The 17390-nt window shown below is 38.8% G+C and carries 18 protein-coding genes; 3 read left to right on the top strand and 15 right to left on the bottom strand.

What is annotated here, in order from left to right; genetic code table 11:
• Positions 1-138, top strand: a 138-nt coding sequence (locus tag ACK2M2_RS11510) for an ankyrin repeat domain-containing protein (RefSeq protein ID WP_419348567.1), incomplete at its 5' end; no start/stop codon positions are given.
• Positions 139-388: 250 nt separating this feature from the next.
• Here the strand turns inward: ACK2M2_RS11510 and ACK2M2_RS11505 are convergent.
• The 5 genes from ACK2M2_RS11505 to ribF form a co-directional block, all read right to left on the bottom strand.
• Positions 389-931 carry an NADPH-dependent FMN reductase gene (locus ACK2M2_RS11505; RefSeq protein ID WP_419348557.1) on the bottom strand — a complete coding sequence of 181 codons (543 nt, stop codon included), beginning with the start codon at positions 929-931 and terminating at the stop codon, positions 389-391.
• A gap of 147 nt (positions 932-1078) precedes the next feature.
• Positions 1079-1561, bottom strand: coding sequence for an FKBP-type peptidyl-prolyl cis-trans isomerase (locus ACK2M2_RS11500; RefSeq protein ID WP_409512181.1), 483 nt, complete (start codon positions 1559-1561; stop codon positions 1079-1081).
• Positions 1554-2093: a signal peptidase II gene (lspA, locus tag ACK2M2_RS11495; protein ID WP_409512182.1), complete on the bottom strand. Its 540-nt coding sequence runs from the start codon at positions 2091-2093 to the stop codon at positions 1554-1556. Before lspA ends, ACK2M2_RS11500 begins: the two co-directional genes overlap by 8 nt.
• A complete protein-coding gene (ileS, locus tag ACK2M2_RS11490; protein ID WP_419348553.1) occupies positions 2086-4932 on the bottom strand; it encodes an isoleucine--tRNA ligase in 2847 nt (948 codons plus the stop codon). Before ileS ends, lspA begins: the two co-directional genes overlap by 8 nt.
• A gap of 64 nt (positions 4933-4996) precedes the next feature.
• On the bottom strand, positions 4997-5998 hold the full coding sequence (gene ribF, locus ACK2M2_RS11485; RefSeq protein WP_419348550.1) for a riboflavin biosynthesis protein RibF: 1002 nt from the start codon (positions 5996-5998) through the stop codon (positions 4997-4999).
• A gap of 203 nt (positions 5999-6201) precedes the next feature.
• Here ribF and ACK2M2_RS11480 point away from each other — a divergent pair, with 203 nt between their 5' ends.
• Both ACK2M2_RS11480 and ACK2M2_RS11475 read left to right on the top strand, forming a co-directional pair.
• On the top strand, positions 6202-7338 hold the full coding sequence (locus ACK2M2_RS11480; RefSeq protein ID WP_419348547.1) for a TDT family transporter: 1137 nt from the start codon (positions 6202-6204) through the stop codon (positions 7336-7338).
• Positions 7339-7455: 117 nt separating this feature from the next.
• Entirely contained in the window at positions 7456-8019 is a 564-nt protein-coding gene (locus tag ACK2M2_RS11475) for a 5'-nucleosidase (protein WP_419348544.1), read from the top strand.
• A gap of 83 nt (positions 8020-8102) precedes the next feature.
• On the opposite strand, the gene ACK2M2_RS11470 is transcribed toward ACK2M2_RS11475, so the two are convergent.
• From ACK2M2_RS11470 to ACK2M2_RS11425, 10 genes are all read right to left on the bottom strand, one after another.
• Positions 8103-8732: a TetR family transcriptional regulator C-terminal domain-containing protein gene (locus tag ACK2M2_RS11470; RefSeq protein WP_409512187.1), complete on the bottom strand. Its 630-nt coding sequence runs from the start codon at positions 8730-8732 to the stop codon at positions 8103-8105.
• A gap of 414 nt (positions 8733-9146) precedes the next feature.
• On the bottom strand, positions 9147-9986 hold the full coding sequence (locus ACK2M2_RS11465; protein WP_419348541.1) for an ATP-binding cassette domain-containing protein: 840 nt from the start codon (positions 9984-9986) through the stop codon (positions 9147-9149).
• Positions 9987-10012: 26 nt separating this feature from the next.
• The gene (ssuC, locus tag ACK2M2_RS11460; RefSeq protein ID WP_409512189.1) at positions 10013-10834 is read right to left on the bottom strand and encodes an aliphatic sulfonate ABC transporter permease SsuC; all 822 of its coding nucleotides are present in this window, start codon (positions 10832-10834) and stop codon (positions 10013-10015) included.
• The gene (ssuD, locus tag ACK2M2_RS11455; RefSeq protein ID WP_409512190.1) at positions 10831-12036 is read right to left on the bottom strand and encodes an FMNH2-dependent alkanesulfonate monooxygenase; all 1206 of its coding nucleotides are present in this window, start codon (positions 12034-12036) and stop codon (positions 10831-10833) included. The genes ssuC and ssuD overlap by 4 nt, the downstream gene beginning before the upstream one ends.
• Positions 12037-12066: 30 nt before the next feature.
• The gene (locus ACK2M2_RS11450) at positions 12067-13056 is read right to left on the bottom strand and encodes a sulfonate ABC transporter substrate-binding protein (protein ID WP_419348536.1); all 990 of its coding nucleotides are present in this window, start codon (positions 13054-13056) and stop codon (positions 12067-12069) included.
• A 48-nt stretch (positions 13057-13104) separates the two neighbouring features.
• Positions 13105-14079 carry a sulfonate ABC transporter substrate-binding protein gene (locus ACK2M2_RS11445; protein WP_419348533.1) on the bottom strand — a complete coding sequence of 325 codons (975 nt, stop codon included), beginning with the start codon at positions 14077-14079 and terminating at the stop codon, positions 13105-13107.
• Between the two features lie 332 nt (positions 14080-14411).
• Positions 14412-15764: an amino-acid N-acetyltransferase gene (gene argA / locus ACK2M2_RS11440; RefSeq protein WP_419348531.1), complete on the bottom strand. Its 1353-nt coding sequence runs from the start codon at positions 15762-15764 to the stop codon at positions 14412-14414.
• A gap of 204 nt (positions 15765-15968) precedes the next feature.
• Entirely contained in the window at positions 15969-16370 is a 402-nt protein-coding gene (locus ACK2M2_RS11435; RefSeq protein WP_419348528.1) for an RcnB family protein, read from the bottom strand.
• Between the two features lie 196 nt (positions 16371-16566).
• On the bottom strand, positions 16567-16959 hold the full coding sequence (locus ACK2M2_RS11430; protein ID WP_419348526.1) for an RcnB family protein: 393 nt from the start codon (positions 16957-16959) through the stop codon (positions 16567-16569).
• 263 nt (positions 16960-17222) lie between these two features.
• Entirely contained in the window at positions 17223-17378 is a 156-nt protein-coding gene (locus ACK2M2_RS11425) for a hypothetical protein (RefSeq protein WP_409512196.1), read from the bottom strand.
• Between the last annotated feature and the right edge of the window lie 12 nt (positions 17379-17390).

Here is a 17390-nt window from a genome sequence, read left to right as displayed (position 1 = left end):
GAAAATGGTTATTTCGAGATTGTTCAATTACTTATTCAGCAAGGCGCAGATGCACATTATAAAAGTGAATATACAGCCTTACAGCTCGCTGAAATGGCCGATCAGCAACAGATTGTTGAGTATTTAATGAACTTATAAGGTTCAATTCATAAAAACTGCGTAATAAAAAAAAAGAACCCCATCTTCCTGATGAGGTTCTCTTTATATACATGTATTAGGTAAACTCCTGTTCTACCTTACTTCCTGTTACTTAGACTAATTATTGTTGTTTTTTGTCTGGGAAACTTCCTGTTCCCTATACAAGTAGAATACGATTGATAATGAAGTACGAATAGTTGTTTGTTGCAGCAATACTTGTAGGCTATAGCTTACATTAATAATAAAGTGCTTAGACATTACTATATTGAATCAATTTATTGACCACAGATTTAACTGCTTTATTGTCAAATTCATTTCCTTCAAAGCTTTCTCCATGGGTACGACTGAAAATATCTCGTAATTGAATCACGGCATTTGAGTCAATCATACTTAAACCTGCACATATAAGGCGTATTTGTGCAATCGAACTTGTACCATTGCTACCACCATAGCTAATGAAAGAAGACGGTTTTCCATGCCATTCTTTATAAATATAATCAAGTGCATTTTTAAGTACAGGGCTGTAGCCTTGATTATATTCAGGGCTGATGAAAATAAATGCATCCCCTGAAGCAATTTTATCTGCCCATTCTTGTTGTTTTGGTTGGTCATAAATACCGCTAGCAGGGGAGTATTTACCTGCAAAAAATGGTAAATCCCATTCTTTTAAGTCTAAAATTTCAACATTTATTGTGCTAAATTCAAGGTTTTGAATTTCTTTTTTCAGCCATTTTGCAACTTTAATTGCAACACGTCCTTCACGGATGCTGCCCACGATAATTTGAATATTCATTTTGAGTCCTAATTGATCTTTAGAATAGGGAAATTTCATTGATTTAAATTAGTCTGATTTTAAATATATTGAAAGTATTGATTTGTTTTAATTAAAAAAGCTCCGAAAGGAGCTTTTTTAATAGATATTTAGCCATTTAAAATGACTTTATAAAATTTTAATACCTTGTTGACCTGCAGGTGTCACTTTGAAAATTTCAACTTCAAAAGTAATATTTTTACCTGCTAATGGATGGTTGAAATCCACTTCAGTAATGTCTTCTCCTACTGTTTTCACCACACCAAATAGGCTTTGTTTTGCTTTGTCTTCAAATTCGATCATGTGACCTTCGACAGGGCGCTGTTCAAACTTTACAGTATCAAATTTTTGTACATTTTCAGCATTCCATGGACCGAAAGCATCTTCAGGAGGAAGGCTTACTGTGCGGCGATCACCGGCACGTAAACCAAAGAGTGCTTTTTCAAAACCTGCGAGTAAACTACCATCACCCATAACAAGGCTGACAGGTTCTTCACGGCTGCGTGTGTTATCAATTTCTACACCATTTTCAATGGCAACAGAAAAATGCAGATCAACTTTAGAGCCTTCTGCAACACGGGTTTCTTCATTTGGATGAATTAAATCAGTCATTTTGCGCTTCCGCACGCTGGATACGTTGCTTTTCTAAAAAGAAGGTATCGATAAGTAATAAAATGGTACCTAAGGTAATGGCGCTATCTGCAATATTAAAGGCAGGGAAGTGGCTGTTATTGTAGTAAAAATGAATAAAATCCACGACATAACCCAAACTTACTCGGTCAATTAGATTACCGACGGCACCACCTAAAATTAAAGCAATGGCAGCAGGTAGAACCATCATTTTTTTTGGCATACGCATTAACCAAAATAAAAAAATGATGGAAACAACACCTGCAAGACCTGTAAAGAAATAACGTTGCCATCCACCAGCATCGGACAAGAAACTAAAGGCTGCGCCATAGTTATGTAATAATGTCCAATTTAAAAAGGGCAATACTGGATTTTGCTGACCATAAATTAGATGTTCAGTGGCAATCCATTTTGTCCATTGATCCAAAATAATTGCGACAATGGATAAACCCACCCACACTAAATTGTGTGGGTAGAATTGGAATAATCCCTTCTTATTTTCTGGATTAGGCATACTTTCTCTCTTCGCCTTGACCTGTAGGAAGGTTAATAATACAACGACAACAAAGACCTGGGTGTGCTAGATGTGTATTTACATCTGGGAGTACATGCCAACAACGTGCACATTTTTCACCTTCAGCTGCTGAAACTTGAACACGTAAACCGTCAAGATCAGAAGCTTCGCCTTGAGTTTCATCAAAAGTATTGACGATCACTTGAGAGGTGATCAAAACAAAACGTAATTCATCGCCTAAACGGTCAAGTACAGTTTTCAATTCTTCATTTGCCCAAAGTTCAACTTTTGCAGATAAATTAGAACCGACAGTTTTTGCTGTACGTGCTGTTTCGATAAATTTATTTACTGCAGATTTTACTGAAATCAAAGTTTGCCATTCAGCTTCAGTCACGACGTTTTCTGTAGATGCAACAGGAATATCATACCATTCTGTTGTGAACACATACTTTTCAGTTTGACCTGGAATCAGTGGCCAAGCCTCTTGTGCTGTAAAGGTCAAGATTGGTGCCATCCAACGGACAAAAGCTTGTACCAAATGATACAACGCAGTTTGTGCAGAACGACGAGCTTGAGAATCTGCTTTAGTCGTGTATTGACGGTCTTTGATGATGTCTAAATAGAAACCACCTAAGTCATTGATACAGAAATTGGTTAAAGCATTGGTCACAAGATGGAAATTCATCTCTTCGTAGGATTGTTGAATGGTTTTTTGAACTTCAGTTGCACGTTGCAAGATGTATTGATCAAGTGCAATTAAATCATCAATCGCTAAGCAATCATTTGATGGCTCAAAACCATTTAAGTTCGCAAGCAAGAAACGAAGGGTATTACGAATACGACGGTATCCATCTGACGCACGGTTAAAGATCTCTTTACCTGCGGTCATTTCATAACGGTAATCCGCAGATGCGATCCAGAAACGTAAGCCATCTGCACCCATATCTTTAATAATTTCTTGTGGCGTGATCACATTGCCGATGGATTTCGACATTTTACGCCCTTTTTCATCGACTACAAAACCGTGAGTCAATAAGCCTTTGTAAGGCGCACGTTCATTAATTGCAATTGATGTAAGTAATGATGATTGGAACCAACCGCGGTGTTGATCTGAACCTTCAAGGTACAAATCAGCAGGATCAGTCAGTTCTTCACGTTCACGTAATACTGCGTAATGTGTAGTCCCTGAGTCGAACCATACATCAAGCGTGTCACGGATAGCGTTGTAGTATTCAGCATCATCACCGATGAACTCTTTTGCGTCACGGTTGTACCAACCATCAATCCCTTCTTTTTCAATCAATTGAGCAACTTCTTCAATCAATTCAGGTGTACGAGGGTGCAGTTCATTCGTATCTTTATGTACAAAGAATGGAATTGGCACACCCCAAGTACGTTGACGTGAAATACACCAATCAGGACGACCTTCAATCATTGATTGAATTCGGTTTTTACCCCAATCAGGCACGAAGCTGATTTCATTTTCAATCGCATTGAGTGCTTTTTGGCGTAAGCCTTGTGCATCCATGCTGATGAACCATTGCGGTGTTGCACGGAAAATAATCGGTGTTTTATGGCGCCAGCAATGTGGATAGCTGTGTTTAATCACTACATGTGCCCAAAGTTTACTGCACTCAGTCAGTGTCGCAATAATTTTTGGATTGGCTTTATAAATGTGCTCACCTGCAAAAATTGGCGCAGTCGGCAAATATACACCGTTACCACCAACTGGATTATCCACTTTTAAGTTGTAGATTAAGCCAACTTTATAATCGTCCACACCATGACCAGGCGCAGTATGCACAGCACCTGTACCACTCGTTGCAATAACGTGTTCGCCTAAAATCACAGGCACTTGGCGTTCAGCAATTAAAGGATGTTGTAATTGTAAGTTTTCAAGTTTGCTACCGACAAAATCAGCAAGTACTTCAAATGCTTCAAAACCATAGCGTTCAGTTGCAGATTGAACTAAATCTTTAGCAAGAATAAGGTTTTGAGCAACTTTATTTTCACCTGTTGCTTGTACTAATTGGTATTCTATTTCAGCGTGTAGGGCAACCGCTTGGTTAGCTGGAAGCGTCCAAGGCGTCGTTGTCCAAATCACGATGTCAGTTGAATCAGTGACGGTTAGATCTAAACGTGCAGATAAATCAGCAAGATCAACGACAGTGAAACCAACATCAATCGCATCCGATTTTTTATCTTCATATTCAACTTCAGCTTCAGCCAATGACGAACCACAATCTAAACACCAATTGACTGGTTTTAGACCCGGTTCAATATGACCTGCTTTGGCAATTTCACCGACAGAACGAACAATATCAGCTTCTTGTTTGAAGTTCATTGTCAGGTATGGATTGTCCCAATCGCCAAACACGCCCATACGAACAAAGTCTTTTTTCTGTAATTCGACTTGTGTATACGCATATTCACGGCAGGCTTTACGGAAAGTTGAGGCATCGACTTTAACGCCAACTTTACCGACTTTTTCTTCAACTTTAAGTTCGATTGGTAAACCATGACAGTCCCAACCTGGCACGTATGGTGCATCAAAGCCATCCATAATACGGCTTTTGATAATGATATCTTTTAAGACTTTATTGACTGCATGACCCAAATGGATTTGACCATTGGCATAAGGAGGACCGTCATGCAGAACATATTTTTTCTTGCCAATACGCGATGTACGAATCTGCTGATAAATGTTGTCGGCATACCACTCTTCCAACCATTTCGCTTCACGTACTGCAAGATTTGCTTTCATTGCAAATTCAGTACCCGGCAGGTTTAGCGTAGATTTATAATCTACTGCATTTTCAGTAGTTTGCTTATCGCTCATGCAAGTTGTCATCCAATATTATCAGCATCATTGCTGACACGTTTTACAAGAAAAATAGTTAAGTTTATAAAGGGAATTTGGGGGTGTTTTGGCGAAACTCAAGGAGCTTCACGACATCATCATCAATTCCTGCTTGAAGTGCTTCAAGCGAAGGGTAGTTTAACTCGCCATGTAAATAGTCGAGGAAAGTTACCCGCATTAATAGACCATACAGATTAGCAGAAACTTGGGGGAAATGTACTTCCAATCGCCACTCTGGATGTTCCTGCTTAATAGCTGGTCGTGTGCCGACATGCCCTGCACCAAAAAGTGTTTGCGCATGATAGCCTGAAACACCGTGTAATTCAGGGTGCGCAGCACGAACTTTGTCTGCCAATGGTGTGGTTTCACATGCGACTTCCACCGCATAAATGCCATTTAAACAAGGCTTATGACGGTTCATACGTACATTGATGGTTGGGAAATTCAATGTACGACCAATCTGGTCGCCATATTGTACACGACCTGTCATGCTATAAGGACGACCAAGTAATTTGGCTGCAAGGTTTAAATTACCTTGTTGTAAGACTTGGCGAATGCGTGTTGAACTGACCCGATCACCATCAAATTCAACAGTCTTAAGATTAGTGACATCAAAGCCATATTGTTTTAAAAAATCGCTATTGCCCTGACGGTCTTTGCCAAAGTGAAAGTCGTCACCTAAGATAAGGCTTTGTGCATTGAGTTTATTTTTGAGTACTTCGGCAAATGCTTCTGCACTTAAACTACGGAATTGATTGTCAAATTTAGCAATCGCAACATAATCAACACCAAGCTCAGCTAAATATTCTACTTTTTCACGTAATGAACTGATTCGAGGTGGGGCATCATAACCTTTAAAAAATTCGAGCGGTTGTGGCTCAAAAATCATCACCATTGTCTTTAAATGGCGCTGTTCAGCAAATTGCTGAAGCTGAGAAATCATGGCTTGATGACCCAAATGGACACCGTCAAAATTGCCGATCGTCACTGCGGTTTCGGGCAATTGTAAGTCAGTGGCTAAAGCATTTAAACGTAACAGCTTCATGATTTCAAAATAGGCTTAAATTTGAAAGGATATATATTGCCATATTCTCACAGATTCGTCTTGTTGTTGTGTTTTTACTCAAAATATTTTTTGAATTATTGAGTTTTATATCAATTAAATTGATTCATTTAATAAATATTAATCAATTTTATTTATTATAAAATGTTTGTAAGATATAAACATCGACTTAAGAGGTTCAGACGATGAAAAAGCCTTTGTATCAACTTAAACAACGACATGATGTAATTCGACAGTTCACACCAAACTGGTTCACTGTCACCATGGGGACGGGTGTTGTGGCATTGATTTTAGCTGAATTTTCTGTCTTCGCACAGTCGATTAATATGTTTGCGACTTTATTATGGCAAATGAATATAGTGTTATTTTCATTATTTAGCGTGCTCTATATATTGAGATGGCTTATTTATCCGCATGAAGCACGACAAATTTTTACTCACTCAAGTATGGCATTGTTTTTGGGTACAATTCCCATGGGACTTGCGACCATTATCAATGGTTTCTTAAAGTTTGGTGTAGTGTTATATGGTGATATTGCTATACAGATTGCACAAATGCTTTGGTATGTCGATGTATTCTTGGCGGTACTGATTGGTGTTTTTGTTCCATTTTTAATGTTTAGTCGCCAAAAGCATGAGTTAAAAACCATGACTGCGATGTGGCTACTACCGATTGTTGCATGTGAAGTTACGGCAGCGAGCGGAGGTTTATTGCTTCAACATTTGGCTGTGGGACAGACCACTTTAGGTATTTTATTTGGTAGCTACATTTTGTGGGGCATGTCAGTGTTACCTGCATTTGCGATTTTGACGATTTTATTGTTGCGTTTAGCCTTGCATCAGCTTCCAAGTAAAGAGCTTGCGATCAGCAGTTGGTTGGCACTTGGTCCAATAGGAACAGGAGCATTGGCATTACTCGTTTTAGGCGCACAAGCACCGCATATTTTACAAGCCTATCATTTAAATGGCTTAGCAGATTTTTTGCACTATGCAGGTATTGCAAGTAGTTTAATCCTTATTGGCTTTGGTGTGTGGTGGTTTGCTATTGCTGTTCTCACTACATTGAGTCATGTGAAAACAGGTTTACCGTTTAATTTAGGTTGGTGGGGGCTGACATTTCCACTCGGTGTATTTACGCTTGCCATCCTTAATTTAGGGCATCAGTTGCAGGTTAATTTTATCGTAAACTGTGGTTTAGCACTTTCGGTCTTATTGATTGCTTTATGGGGGATGGTGATGCTGAAAACATTGCGTGGTATGTATCAAGGTTATTTATTCCATTCCCCATGTTTGCAAAATTTACTACAACGTGAGCAGGTTTAAGTATCTGGGTTTAAAGTCAATTTGACGAAGCTCACTATTTATAAAATGCATCAATCGATATTTGCAGATTGGTGCATTTTGCATTTAAATGAGCAAAAATTTTGTGGATCGTATGGTATGAAAGATCAACTCGCTTTAATTATGGCACTACCGAGTGAGTCGAAAGGCTTATTTGAACAAGCTGGTATTAAGGTGCATTACAGTGGTATTGGCAAGGTCAATGCCGCATTTAAAGCTTTTGAGGTCATTCAACAAACAGGCTGTAAAGTTTTACTCAATCTAGGCACAGCAGGTAGTTCACATTTCAATGCACATGAGTTGGTTGAAGTAGTGCAGTTTGTACAACGTGACATGGACGTATCACCGCTTGGATTTGAAGTGGGAGTTACACCCATGGATCAAGATTATCCTGCTGAAATTGAATTTGAACGTTATTTTGAGCAATTGACACAAGGTGTATGTGGTACAGGGGATAACTTTGAAACAGGTTTATCTAAAGTATCGTGTAATTTGGTCGATATGGAGGGTTATGCTTTGGCAAAAGTATGTAAAAAACTAGGTGTACGCCTTATTTCTGTCAAATATATTACCGATGGTGCAGGTGATACAGCACATTTAGAGTGGGAAGAGAATTTATTATTAGGGGCTCAGAAATTATTAGAATTATATGAAAGTATCTGAGATTGTATTTTTCAAAATTCGGCGACCATAGGGGAACTATGGTCGTATGCCAAAAATAATTCTAAAGAATTCTTTAGGTCTATTTATGTTTGCGGGTTTTGATCGCGTGGAATCACACCGTATAAAATCATGTGAATGGTATGTTCAATCATACGTTGATACATGCTTTTATTACGTAAAGACTTTCCTGTGACCATTTCAATTTGGGTGTGGAAATCGGCATAATTTTGCGTTAAGCCCCAAATATTTAAAATTAGTAATTCAGCATCAATTCCGGCTGAAATTTTACCTTGTTCTTGCCAATTTGAAATGACTTTAGCTTTGCGTTTAAACAGTTTTTTCAGTGGACCTTTTAAGATTGGCAAAATATGTGGCGCACCTTGAATTACTTCTAAAGCAAATAATCGAGAGGCTTTTGGTTGAGTTTTTGCTGTTTCAATTTTGGTCATCAGATAATGCGTAAGTGCTTCTACAGGCTCAAGCTCTGCTTCAAGTGCTTGCAATGGCGCAAGCCATTTCTGCATAACAGTCGTGAGGACTTCTACATACAATGCTTCTTTATTTTCATAATAATAAAAAATATTGGATTTATGCATTTCTGCAATTTGGGCAATTTCATCGAGGCTCGCACCATTAAAGCCATAGAGTGAAAATACATCCAATGCGGCGGCAAGTAATTGCTGCCTTTTTTGCATACTCTTTTTTTGTTCCATCTCAGCTGTATATCTTCAAAATGATCTTTAAATTGTACGGTAAAATGTCTGATTTGTGCACAAGTGAATGGCTTATTTTTAAATAAAATCGAATAATTTATAGTAAGAATGATGTATTTAATCTATTTCGATGATGTTCGTGTGTAGTTGCACAAAATAAGGGCATAAAATACGTTTAAAAATAATATTTTGAATCATATTTTCATTTTTTTTAATTAAGGTTTTTTGGTAAGAGTGACCTCAAATAAAAGGCGTTATAGGATCATTTTCGGTATATTTCAACCCTTTATTTATTTTCTAAATGGAGTGTGAAATATAATTTTCCCTGTGTATATCTAATGACTTCACCACCCAAACTAAATCGAAAAGCATGAGCGGTATAAAAAATCGATTCAATGCTTGAATGAGTGCATTTTAGGTAGACAAAACAGCATTTAAAACTTGCTGTTCAAGTTTAGTAAATGCCATATTTTTTTGACGAGGGCGAGGTAAATCGACATTAAATTGTTGAGCAATTCGTCCTTTATCGAGCAAAATAATACGGTCTGCCAACTGAACTGCTTCACTGACATCATGCGTGACTAAAATAGTGGTAAAACCCTGTTCAAGCCAAAGCTTTTCAATGAGATTTTGCATGTCTAAGCGGGTGAGGGCATCGAGTGCACCCAAAGGCTCATCAAGTAATAAAATACGAGGGGTATGCGATAAAGCACGAGCAAGCGCAACACGTTGACGCTGCCCACCTGAAAGCTGTGATGGCCATAGTAAAACCTTATCTTTTAAACCGACTTTTTCAAGCAGTTGCATCGCCTTAGGGAAATGTGTTTTATTCAAGCCAAGCTGTGCATTGCTGAGAATATTTTTCCATGGCAACAGTCGTGGGTCTTGAAACATGACTCGAATATCACTGGATGTAATACCTTCACGAAAATTTTGCAAAGATTTAAATTTAATTTCGCCATAACTTGGTTGTTCTAAATCTGCAATTAGACGTAGAAGGGTACTTTTACCACAACCGCTTCGCCCAACAATTGCAACAAATTCCCCTGCACCAATATGTAAGTCCAAGTCTTCGAGGACTTTAACATCGCCATAAAACTTATGCAGTTGCTCAATTAGAATCTCTGCACCGACAAGATTTTGCTGTGACGAGGGAAGGTTCTGATCGTGGTGTATTTTCGTTGTTTTTTTTTGCGCAGCGTCATTTGTTGAAGCTGCATCATTGGCATATTGGCTAATACTTAAATCGGTCATGATCTGACTCCTATGATTGAGATTGCCTAGGATTGATAGCCGGGATGCCATCTTAAAAGATATTTTTCGAGTGCTTGCGCAAATACATCGGCAAGTTTGCCAAGTAGGGCATACAGTAAAATACCAACGAGTACGATATCGGTTTGTAAGAACTCTCGTGCATTCATGGTCATGTAACCAATGCCTGCTTGAGCTGAAATAGTTTCTGCGACAATAAGTAAGACCCAAACCAAGCCCAAAGAAAAGCGTAAACCGACTAAAATTGAAGGCATAGCACCTGGTAAAATAATTTCTTTGTATAATTGCCAACGAGTTAAGCCGTAGCTTTTTCCCATTTCGATTAACTGTGGATCAACTGAACGAATACCATGATAGGTATTGATATAAATAGGGAAAAATACACCGATTGCTACGAGAAATAATTTTGCAGATTCATCAATACCGAACCATAAAATCACCAATGGAATAAGTGCTAAAGCCGGAATATTTCGGATCATTTGCAAGGTTGTATCAAGTAAGGTTGATGCTATTTTTGATGAACCATTTAGTAGCCCAAGAATTAGCCCTAAGCCTCCACCGACAAAAAGCCCCATCAATGCACGGCCTGCACTGACTTTAACGTGTTGCCATAACTCACCACTGACGAGTAGTGTCCAAAAAGCGGAGAGGACAGCAGTAGGTGCAGGTAAAATACGACTTTGTAATAATCCTGTTTTAGATGCAATTTGCCAAATAGTCACAAGTAGGATCGGAACAACCCATGGCAGCAAACGCTGCCAAAGTTGCTGTGTTCCACGTGAAACCATGGATTTTTTTTGCTGAGTATTTGGTGGCGTTAAGACATTCATGCAAGCTCCTTCAGCGAATCTTTGTGCTGAGCGACACTTGCTAGCGTTGTCTCATTTTTTGTTGCATTCGGCAGGTAGTTATTTGCCACAATTTCACCAAAAGGTCCGGTTAAATTTGGCTGAGTTAATTTTTTACGGGTTTCGATTGGTAATAGTGGGAAGACCAATTCAGCAAAACGAATAGACTCTTCTAAGTGTGGATAGCCTGAGAAAATAAAAGTACTAATGCCAAGGTCAGCATATTCTTGAATACGGTCAGCAACCGTTTGTGGATCACCGACCAACGCTGTACCTGCACCACCACGAACTAAGCCCACACCTGCCCAAAGGTTCGGTGAAACTTCGAGTTTGCTACGGTCGCCATTGTGTAGTTCAGCCATACGACGTTGTCCAACTGAATCCATCGTTTTAAATTTTGCTTGTGCCGCTGCAATGGTGGCATCATCTACATATTGCAGAAGCTCTTCAGCTGCTTGCCATGCTTGTTCATTTGTTTCACGAACAATCACATGTAGACGAATACCATAATTTAATTGACGTCCTTTAGCATCAGCACGTGCTTTAACCACAGCAATTTTTTCTTTCACTGATGCAGGTGGCTCGCCCCAAGTGAGGTAGGTATCGACTTGTTCTGCTGCGAGTTCAATGGCATCTTCTGAAGATCCACCAAACCAAAGTGGTGGGTAAGGCTGCTGAATGGGTGGGTAAAGAAGTTTTGCATCTTCGACTTGTAGTCGTTCACCATTGAACGTAAAACTTTCGCCTGTATGTGAACGTTTTAAGATTTCACGCCAAATAGTGGTGTATTCGGCTGCGGTTTTATAACGTGTAGCATGATCTTCATAAACACCATCACCTTTGAGTTCTTGTTCATCGCCACCCGTCACTAAATTTAGCAAAACACGACCATTCGATAATCGGTCAAATGTGGCTGCCATGCGTGCTGCAAGTGCAGGTGTAGTGACACCTGGACGTAATGCGACAAGGAATTTTAGATTTTTTGTCGCATCAATCAGACTCGCCGCCGTGATCCATGGGTCTTCGCAAGAACGCCCTGTTGGAATGAGTACACCTTCATAACCCAAATTATCGACAGCAACCGCAATTTGCTTCATATAGGCATGATCAACTTGGCGTGCACCTTTGCTTGTACCTAAATAACGACTGTCACCATGTGTGGGAATAAACCAAAAAATCTTCATTTTTTTCATCCTTAGAAAAATATTTAAATGCTATTTCGTTGCCCAAACAGCTTGTTTAATGTCGATGCTATTTGGAATAATTTTGAGTTCAGTAAAGCGATTTGCGAGCTGTTGTTGGTCAGCAATAACTTTGGCAGACAGTGGCGCAGCACCCGATGGGCGGGGACGACGATCAATAAACGTCTGACTCACTTGGGGTTTTAAGCCTGTGCTTTTTGCAATGGCCTGAGCCGTTGCAATACGATTTGCTTGTACCCATTGATCGGCAACATTGAGTTGTTGAATGATGCCTTTGACTGCTTGAGGATGCTGTTTAACAAATTCAGGGGATGCTAAATAAAATGTATAATTTGGACTTAACCCCTGTCCTGAAGCTAAAATTTTGGCGTGATCTTCAAGTTGCGCTGAGGCAAAAAATGGATCCCAAATTGCCCAAGCATCAACAGCACCTTTTTGAAAGGCTGCTCGAGCATCAGCTGGGCTGAGCCAAATGGGTTGAATATCTGACCACTGTAAGCCTGCTTTACGTACAGCCTGTACCAATAAGTAATGCGCACTTGAACCTTTTTGTAGAGCAATGCGTTTACCTTTGAGTTGGCTTAACTGCGTTAATTTTGAATTTTGTGGAACTAAAATGGCAGATGCCAACGGTTTAGCCGCTTCATAGGCAATGTAAAACACCGGTTTTTTTGCAGCTTGTGCATAAACAGGCGGTGTATCGCCTGTTACGCCAACATCTATTGAACCGACAGCCAATGCTTCTAAAATTTGCGGTCCTGCAGGAAATTCATTCCAAGAAATTTTTGCGTTTGGAAATTCTTTTTCATAAAGGTTTTGTTGTTTAGCAATCGCAAAGTTAATCGAACTTTTTTGAAAGCCAATTCGTAATTCTTTTACACTTGGATCAACTGCCCAAACAGAAGATGAGCCCAACATTGCACAACCAAGCATAATCGTAGTCAGAGCATGCCCTGTTTTTTTGAACCATGAAGATGAGTGATGCAAAGCAAGTTGAGTCATTGTTATATCCTCTTTTTAGTGGCATTTTATTAAGTGAATTGGTGAATGTTAATTGGCTAAAATTGCTGCCTTAATGTTGATTTTATTGGGAATCAGTTTTTGCTGATAAAATGCATCAGCAACATATTGTTGCTCTTTGGCAACCTCATCTGAAATGGGGTGAACACCAGAGCCCATGCGTTGAATTGAGGTGTTTAACACGCCAAGTGGCAGACCCGTAGGCTTTTCCAAAAGTTTTGCTGCATCTGTTTGATGCTGTGCAACCCACTGTGTTGTCGTATTGAGCTCATTCACTACTGTTTTTAAAATATCAGGGTGTTTTTCGGCAAATTTACGATCAGCAAGGTAAAATTGATAATTATTGACTAATTTTTTACCGTCAGCACTTTGACCATTGGCAATTACTTTTGCACCGAGTTGCTGTTCAGCTGCGGCAAAGAAAGGATCCCAAATCACCCAAGCATCTACAGCACCTTTTTCAAAGGCAGCACGGGCATCGGCAGGCGGTAGATAAACCACATCAATATCAGCGAGTGTTAAATGGTTGGCTTCAAGCACTTTTAATAATAAATAGTGAACATTTGAACCTTTGTTTAAAACAACTTTTTTGCCTTTTAAATCTTGAACAGATTTGATGGCTGAATTTTTTGGGACAACCAGCGCTTCAGCAAGTGGGGCACTCGGTTGGTTGGCAACATAAACCAAATTGGCATTGGCTGCTTGTGCAAAAATGGGTGGTGCTTCACCCGCTTCACCAAAAGATACACTTCCTACGTTTAAACCTTCAAGAAGCTGAGGACCAGCAGGGAATTCAACCCATTTCACGTTGACACCTTTTTCTTTTAAGGTTTTATCGAGGTCGCCACGGGCTTTAATAATTGGCAGTAAGCCGTATTTTTGATAACCAATATTTAATGTGATTTGTTCTTGTTTTTTGTCACATCCTGAAAGGAGCATCGTGCTTGCAATACCCAAACTAAGTGCAGTGATTTTGAGTAAAGATTTTGAAGTATTGCGAGCCATGAAGATTGTCCGTCAGCAAAGTGGAGAAGATTCACTTATGCTGTCGGGATTTTCATTGCAAAAAAAATAACTTTTCCAACATTATTTATCAGGAAAAAAGATAAAAGATAAAGTGCACAATTTATCTTAAAAAGTGCAATAAAAACATAACATTATTTTTTTTGATTTTTATCTTATTATGTTGAATTTAAATAAAATAATGGATTCAAATTAAAAATAGGCAGATGTTTAAACATCTGCCTATTGCCTTCGGTAAGAGAATTTAATTTAAACAATTGAATAAGGTTTGCAAAAATTCTGCTAACACAACACCGTTATATACAAGATTTGCTTTAAATCATTTTTTTAAAAACCATTGAATTGCGCTGATAATTGTAAAGCGCCTGACGTGTCTCAGGAAGATCATCGACTGTTGCAGGTGTAAATCCGTGTTCGATGAACCAATGCGCCGTACGTGTCGTAAGAACAAAAAGTTGTTGAATCTGCAATTGTTGTGCTTTTTCTTCAAGGAAATGTAAAATTTGTGTTCCTCGATTCGATTTTCGATAACTCGGATGAACAGCAACACAGGCAATTTCCGCAGATTTAATCTCAGAATCGGTTGTTGGAATTGGATATAAAGCAGCACATGCAAGTATAGTACCATCACGCTCAATCACGGCAAATTGTTCAATTTCATTTTCTAAGCGTTCACGTGAACGATAGACCAAGATTCCTTCTTCCTCAAGTGGGCGGAGTAGGTTCATCAGCCCGCCGACATCACCAATATTTGCCATACGCACATCTTCATAATGTGCATCGGTAATCATTGTCCCGTGACCATCTCGGGTGAATAATTCCTCAATGAGTGCCCCATCATAAGCATAAGGCAACAAATGAACCCGATGTACACCATTCAAGGAAGCTGTTTTGGCATTGTGTAAATGCAGTGCAATTTCAAAATTGGAATCTTGAAATTTAGTGATGTGTTGATCGAGTTGATGAGGTGTAATTTCACGGAGTAAATGTCCAAACTCGTCGAGTAGACCTTGTTGGTTACCGAGAAAAATCAATTTTTCCGCTTGTAGTCGAATCGCAGTTTGTGTTGCAACTTCTTCTGCTAAAAGATTAAACACTTCACCTGTAGTGGAATATCCTGTTGGTCCAAGAACCACAATATTATGATTATTTAAATGACGTTGAATCGCTTCGGTATCAATAGTGCGGACTTCACCTGTAAGTTGATAATCGATCCCATCTCGGATGCCATAAGGTTTTGCGGTAATGAAGTTACCTGAAACGACATCAATGCGTGCACCAAACATCGGTGAATTGGCAAGTCCCATCGACAGTAAAGCTTCAATTTGTAGGCGAATTGAACCAACAGCATCCATAACGCAAGATAGAGATTCGCGTGTTGTGATACGGCGGTTGATATGAATTGGGCTTGCGATGTGCTTAGATTTTAAATTTGCATTAATTTGTGGACGAGCGCCATGAACTAAAATTAAGCGAATACCGAGTGAGTGCAAAAGGGCAATGTCATGAATAATATGTTGAAAGTTTTCATGCTGAACCGCTTCACCACCAAACATAAGCACAAAGGTTTTGCCACGATGTGCATTGATATAAGGTGCAGAATGACGAAACCAATGCACATAGTTTTGTGTCGTACTTTGAGTTGGTTCAGTCAGATCAGTTTGCATGTTTACCTCAGTATCACCCATTTCTATATAGAGATTCTAAACAAAAAATGAGAAAGAAGAAGAGTGAAAATAAAAAAAGCACTCGAACATGATGTAACGAGTGCTTGTAAGGGGCGTTTTGATCGGCTTAACATTAGAGACAATGAAAAGCCTAAACTAAATTTAGGCTTTGGGGTCGTTTCATTTTATTCAATATTGCAGTCATTAACCCATGATGCGGATAATACGATTACTACGTTCATTGACTAGAACATAATCACCATTCACTTTATACCATTGTTGATATTTTCCAGGTTTATACAAATCACGGTGGCTCTTATGACTCACTGCATAACGTGACGAATTTAATTGACTTGGAAAAATTTGACCTGAACGCCATTCACGGCTTGGATTTACACGAGAATGGTAGCGTGCATATTGCTGATTATAACGATCTTTATTATCGTAATGATCGTGGCGATCATTATTATAGCGATCTGAATTCCAACCTGGATTTTGTCCATGACGGTCATTCTGATATCTGTCATGATCATATGAGGCTGCCATACTTGATGTTGTAAGTAGTGCACCAAGAGAAAATGTAATTGCTGTAAATACTTTATTCATGTCGCTCACCTAAATGTTCGCATCCTTCGATCGTTTTAGATTACGTGTGGATTAGAGATAAATGGTGAGGGAAATTTAGTTGAATTGTGAAGTATATGGAGGCTTTATGGAGATCTGTAACTAACAAGGCTTTCGATGAAATGATAAAAATAAAAAACTCAGTGCATTGACTGAGTTTTGAATGTATTTAAAAAATTTACATGCCCCGAATATTTATAATACTGTTGCTATCTGAATCAACTAAAATATAGTCATTATTAATTTTGTACCATTGTTGATTTCGAGCAGGTTTTGGTAAATTGGTATCTTTATAATCGACTTTATAACTATTACCACGGTAATGTTGCGGCATCACATAACCTGTTTGCCACTTATGTTGCTGTAGACGACGTACACCCCGTTCTTCACGCTCACGGCGTTTTTCACGAAGTTCATCATCATTATCATCTTGTTGATAATCTCGATATTTTTTACCTTGTCCACCACGTTCAGAGCCACGGTCATCGTCCCAATGTGGACCAGCAATGGCGATATGGCTCGTCATTAACGCACTGAAAGAAATAGCCAAAATAGCAATTATCTTTTTCATGTAATGTCCTCGTGGATGATATTTTTGTTGACCCGACTAATGTACTGCCAAAATGCAGAGAAACTGTGAAGAATAAAGAGTAATTCGATTAAAACTACAGAGATAATAAGAACATATTTTCAAATCGCTTGAAAGTATTTCCTGCAAAACCTCACTGTACGGTGTTTTCTCACGAACTTTAGAGTGTGACGTAGTTCATTTTAATTTGTAAATATTTATATGAAAAGAGAATATTTTGCAATATAACGTGAAAATACGCTGACTTAATACCACTGTTCATGCATTAAATTTAAATAATCTACGGCTTCAATGACTTGTTTAGCATGGTGAGGATTGTCTAAAGCTTGGATTAAATGTTGAGGTAATTGAAATTGCTCAATTGAACGAATGATTTCAACTTTATGTTTCTGGTCTTTCATAGGATCTACTTA

It is taken from the genome of Acinetobacter sp. TY1 (genome assembly GCF_048551395.1).
Taxonomy (GTDB): domain Bacteria; phylum Pseudomonadota; class Gammaproteobacteria; order Pseudomonadales; family Moraxellaceae; genus Acinetobacter.
This window is presented reverse-complemented; position numbering and strand designations above follow the sequence as displayed.